Consider the following 4,458-nt stretch of genomic DNA (forward strand, 5'->3'; position numbering starts at 1 on the left):
CAAAAGCGGTGAAATATTCTGGTTAAACCCTTATAATAGCCGTCTTTTCAAGACACATTCCAAACAAGCGCCCGTAGCTCAGCTGGATAGAGCGTTGCCCTCCGGAGGCAAAGGTCTGGGGTTCGAATCCCTTCGGGCGCACCATTTCCGTTTCGCATTCATTCACGAATTCAATCACGAATTCATTCACACGTTTTTTCAGATAACGCCTGTTCTTCTGACCTCGCCAACCTGCCAAAAAAACACTGGGAATCCCAACTCAACAAAATACCAGGCCTGGCAAAAAGATTGAGGCAGTATGGGGATGATAAAAATCCGTAGCAGACGCACTTTGCAAACATTAGAAAATGCTTATACTTTTATTTCCACATATACCGTTATAAACATATTTAATATAAGGAAATAATTATATGGAAACGCTCGCGCAACAGAAATGGCACCCTCGCCACTGGCTCATGCCGCTCGGACTCATGGGCACCAGCATAATGCTGGTGTTTGTGCTGAATGTCTTTATCCCCCACAAAGGGCATTTTTTACCGTCCGTTACCCAATTTGAAACCTATTTGGCCGCAACCCAAGGGGCGGCTTACCTTGGACTCACGCTGGCTTGGTACGGGTTTTGGTTGCTGTTTTTGTTCGGTAGCGTGCTGATTCCCTATTTTCTGTATAAGTCGGTACAGTTCTTAAAGGCAGGGGCTCATCAGCTTTCCGACCAAGACCCAATGGAAACCGCCGGTTGGTTTGGTGTGCCCTTGTCACTGGCGATGTACGGCAATGTTTCGGCGTTTGCCACCATTATGTTCTTTGATCTGAATGCACAAGCGGACAATCTGATCTGGCCTTTCTGGTTGGCCTATAACACCGCCATTGCATTTATGGCGTTAGGGCAATATTTCTGGTATCGCCAGACCAAAGCCAAACTGAAAGCAGCGGGGCACCCTTTTGCAGAGCAGTCTTCTATGGTGGTGCCATTTGCATTAGGATTTATGGGGTTGAACTTGGCTGGACCGGGTGCCTTGGGCGCTCATACCGAAGTGGTCACCACCGCTTTAATTTTGTCAGTGGCCTTTATGCTGTTATCAATGGGCGTGTTTGTATCGAAACTGGCGGTGTTCAAACGCGATGCCGCCGCGCTTTTCTCAGCGCCGCAGGACGCGTCAGCAACATCCCAGGCCAAACACTGGGGACAAGTCATGAACTTTGGTACGGCCATCACCACCTTTAATGTCTGGCTAATCACCAGTGTTCGAAACTATCTCAACATTGGACACAACTTCGCCGAATTTGAACTGGCCACCAAAAACATGATGACTTGGGGCGCGGCCATTACCGTTACGCTGGCTCTGCTGGTCGTTTTCACCCTTTGGCGACGTGGCTTCTTCGGCCACCTTTTCCAAGCACAACGACCGCTGATTTTTTCACTGGGGTTGGTCTGCATGTTGGTTTCCAGCTATGTCATAACGGCGTTGTTTACCATGACCGCACTGAAAACCGGGTTGCTTTCCGGCAGCGGTTGGCCGCTTTACACCCTGATTGGCATTGAAACGCTACTGCTTACCACCACCCTTTTCACTGTGGCGGCACTGGTGTATCGCATGGTTTTCAGAGGCAATATTCAATGTTGGCAGGCGGATGAAATCAGTCAAATTCTGACGCAAAAAAACGCTTAAACGGCCAGAAACCCAGGCTGACGCGGCTTCACAGCGCCGCGTTGGTGTTGGTGACGTTCAGGTATAAAAAAACCCTTCGATTGGGAACCAATAAAAGGGCTTAAGAATGTGGCTGCGAGAGCAGACTTTTATTGAGGGGTAACGTTCTCGGCTTGTGGCCCTTTTTGACCTTGGGTCACTTCCATGGTCACGGTTTGACCTTCGGCCAATGTTTTGCGACCGGAGCCATTAATGGCTGAGAAGTGAACGAACACATCCTTTCCGCCTTCCTGCTCGATGAAACCGAATCCTTTCTCATCGTTAAACCACTTCACTGTGCCTGTAACTAAATCTGACATGCTTTTTCCTTATATAACAAACGAATACACTCCTAAGCCAGACCTATCTTTTGCAGAAATCCGAAAGAATACAACCGAAAAATCAAGGCATTTGAAAACCTAGGAAATTTCATTATAAGGAAAATACAGCGAATTGCCTGTAAATTTAAACCATTTCACAAAAAATTCAAAAGTGTCGCAAAATTACAACTTTTACTCATTTTCAATCACCCAAAACGACATTCAAACTTACCGATAAGCCGTTACTTTGGAGCGCAACGCCAAATCCGCCGGATAAGGATTGAAAAACACTTGCGTCTGCAAATAATCGGAACCATAGTGACCGAGAAACTGCTGCAGCACTTTGATCACGGCAATCAAGGGGACAATGCCTTCGCGAAACTCATCAACGGCTTCGTGAAAAAGCGCCTTTTCCGATGCTGTCAGTTGTTTTTTAAAATAGCCATAAATGTGATCCAACACATTGATCACCGCGCCCCGCTTGGAGCGCTGTGCCAGCGCCTCAAAAAGCTTGATTTCATAAGACGACAACTGCTTGGAAAAATTCGCTTGCGTGGTGGCGGCCACAATCGGACCCATCTCACGATAATCGGCTTCGGACTTGGACAGCAACAGGTATTTGTGATCGCGATGAAACGCTTGAAAATCCGCCACGGAAGGCTCCGAGGCCAAAAAAACACGCCAGCGCGCCGTGGTAAAAACGCGCATCATAAAGTTTTCACGCAACCATGCATCCTGCAAGCGCCCCTCTTCTTCTATGGCCAACTGCGGCGCAGCCTGTTGCAAACTTTCTGTGAACAGCCCCTGCCCCATTTTATCCTTGGAACCAAACCACTCCCCACTTGGCCGGTAGATTTTAATGCGTTCCAGTCCGCACGTGGGCGAACGCGATTTCACCACAGCACCATCAATGCCCTGTTCAAGGAGTTTGGGAATCATTTTTTCATTGTATGCTCGAATACCATCGGTGACGTCTCGCTCACTGCGTGTGCCCCGCACCCGAATCTTGCCATCCACATTCACCAAGCGGATAGTCTCGCGCGGCGTACCCAAGACCGGTGCTTCTGGGCAAAAGGGGCGAAAGTCGGCGTACTTCGCCAACTCATGGTTGATAAAATCATCCTGCGCATGGCCGCCGTTATACCGACACTCAGTGCCACGCAAACAATCGGATACCGCAATATTCAATCTCGGAAAGATTTCAGCAAAAGGGTGTGACGACATGATTCAGCTCCCAAACAATTAATTGACCCATATACCGAAACATTGTACAGCAAAAATAATTATTTTATACAAAACATATACATGATTGTACAACGCACACTTTTCCATTATACTGATTCGAAAAGTGAAACCCTACAATCGATTACAGGAAGCTTACTTATGGAATACAAAAATTACACCGCTTACCAACACGGCTCCGAACCCGCTGTCGGCGTTCTGATCACCAATCTCGGCACCCCGGATGCGCCCACCAAAGAAGCCTTGAAACCCTACCTGAAAGAATTTCTGATGGACCCGCGCGTGGTGGAACCGCCCCCGGCACGGTGGCTGTGGAAGCTGATTCTCAACTTGATTATTCTTAATACCCGCCCGGCCAAATCCGCCGAAGCCTATCAGGAAGTGTGGGGACATTACGGCGACGGCTCACCGCTGCTCGACATCAGCCAACGCCAACTGGCCGACATTGAAACCAAGGTACGTGCTCAATTCCAAGGCCGTGTTGAATTTGCACTGGGAATGCGTTATGGCAACCCTTCCATTCCCAGCGCCCTGAAATCCTTACAAGATCGCAATGTCCAGCGCCTAATCGTTTTACCGCTGTACCCGCAATACGCTGGTGCCACCACCGCGTCCACCTTTGATGCCGTCTCCGCCGAGCTGCAAACCTGGCGCTGGATTCCCGAGCTGCGCTTTGTGCGCAATTACCACAAGCATCCCGGCTACATCAAAGCCTTGGCCAACAGCATCCGCGAACATCAGGCCGAACACGGCCAACCGGATTTGCTGGTGATGTCCTATCACGGCATTCCCAAACGCTACTTTGACAACGGCGACCCTTACCCCTGCGAATGCCGCGCCACCTCACGCCTGGTTGCGGAAGAACTCGGTTTAGCGACCGACCAATACATGGTCACCTTTCAATCGCTGTTTGGCAAAGAAGAATGGGTCAAGCCCTACACAGACGCAACCCTAAAAGGCTTGCCCGCCAAAGGCGTGAAACACCTGCAAGTCATTTGCCCAGGCTTTTCCGCCGACTGTTTGGAAACCATCGAAGAAATCGATCAGGAAAACCGTGAATACTTTGAAGAAGCCGGCGGCGAGAAATTCAGCTACATTCCCGCCCTAAACTTCCGCGATGACCACACAGACGCCCTCACGGATCTGCTGCTGCAACAAACGCAAGGCTGGCCACAACGCGATGGCTTCGATAAGGTCGCCGACAAAGC

4 protein-coding genes and 1 tRNA gene are annotated in these 4,458 nt (G+C 49.5%); 3 read left to right on the forward strand and 2 right to left on the reverse strand.

All coding sequences use genetic code 11. The annotated features are described in order from the left end of the window. Nucleotides 1–67: 67 nt before the first annotated feature. Nucleotides 68–144 (forward strand) — tRNA-Arg (locus ACP5D0_RS10110). A 266-nt stretch (nucleotides 145–410) separates the two neighbouring features. Further along, a complete protein-coding gene (locus ACP5D0_RS10115; RefSeq protein WP_472365670.1) occupies nucleotides 411–1,670 on the forward strand; it encodes a TsoY family (seleno)protein in 1,260 nt (419 codons plus the stop codon). A gap of 128 nt (nucleotides 1,671–1,798) precedes the next feature. Here ACP5D0_RS10115 and ACP5D0_RS10120 read toward each other — a convergent pair whose 3' ends face one another. After that, nucleotides 1,799–2,008: a cold-shock protein gene (locus tag ACP5D0_RS10120; RefSeq protein WP_472365671.1), complete on the reverse strand. Its 210-nt coding sequence runs from the start codon at nucleotides 2,006–2,008 to the stop codon at nucleotides 1,799–1,801. 228 nt (nucleotides 2,009–2,236) lie between these two features. After that, on the reverse strand, nucleotides 2,237–3,232 hold the full coding sequence (locus ACP5D0_RS10125) for a YbgA family protein (RefSeq protein WP_472365672.1): 996 nt from the start codon (nucleotides 3,230–3,232) through the stop codon (nucleotides 2,237–2,239). Nucleotides 3,233–3,391: 159 nt separating this feature from the next. Here ACP5D0_RS10125 and hemH point away from each other — a divergent pair. Then, on the forward strand, nucleotides 3,392–4,458 hold a 1,067-nt coding region (gene hemH / locus ACP5D0_RS10130), incomplete at its 3' end, for a ferrochelatase (protein WP_472365673.1).

The organism is Hydrogenovibrio sp., from assembly GCF_049975065.1.
Lineage (GTDB): Bacteria > Pseudomonadota > Gammaproteobacteria > Thiomicrospirales > Thiomicrospiraceae > Hydrogenovibrio.

What these genes read in the sequence shown, in the direction of transcription:
- ACP5D0_RS10115 (WP_472365670.1), top strand. Translation starts at nt 411, where the DNA reads ATGGAAACGCTCGCGCAACAGAAATGGCACCCTCGCCACTGGCTCATG.
- ACP5D0_RS10120 (WP_472365671.1), bottom strand. Translation starts at nt 2,008, where the DNA reads ATGTCAGATTTAGTTACAGGCACAGTGAAGTGGTTTAACGATGAGAAA.
- ACP5D0_RS10125 (WP_472365672.1), bottom strand. Translation starts at nt 3,232, where the DNA reads ATGTCGTCACACCCTTTTGCTGAAATCTTTCCGAGATTGAATATTGCG.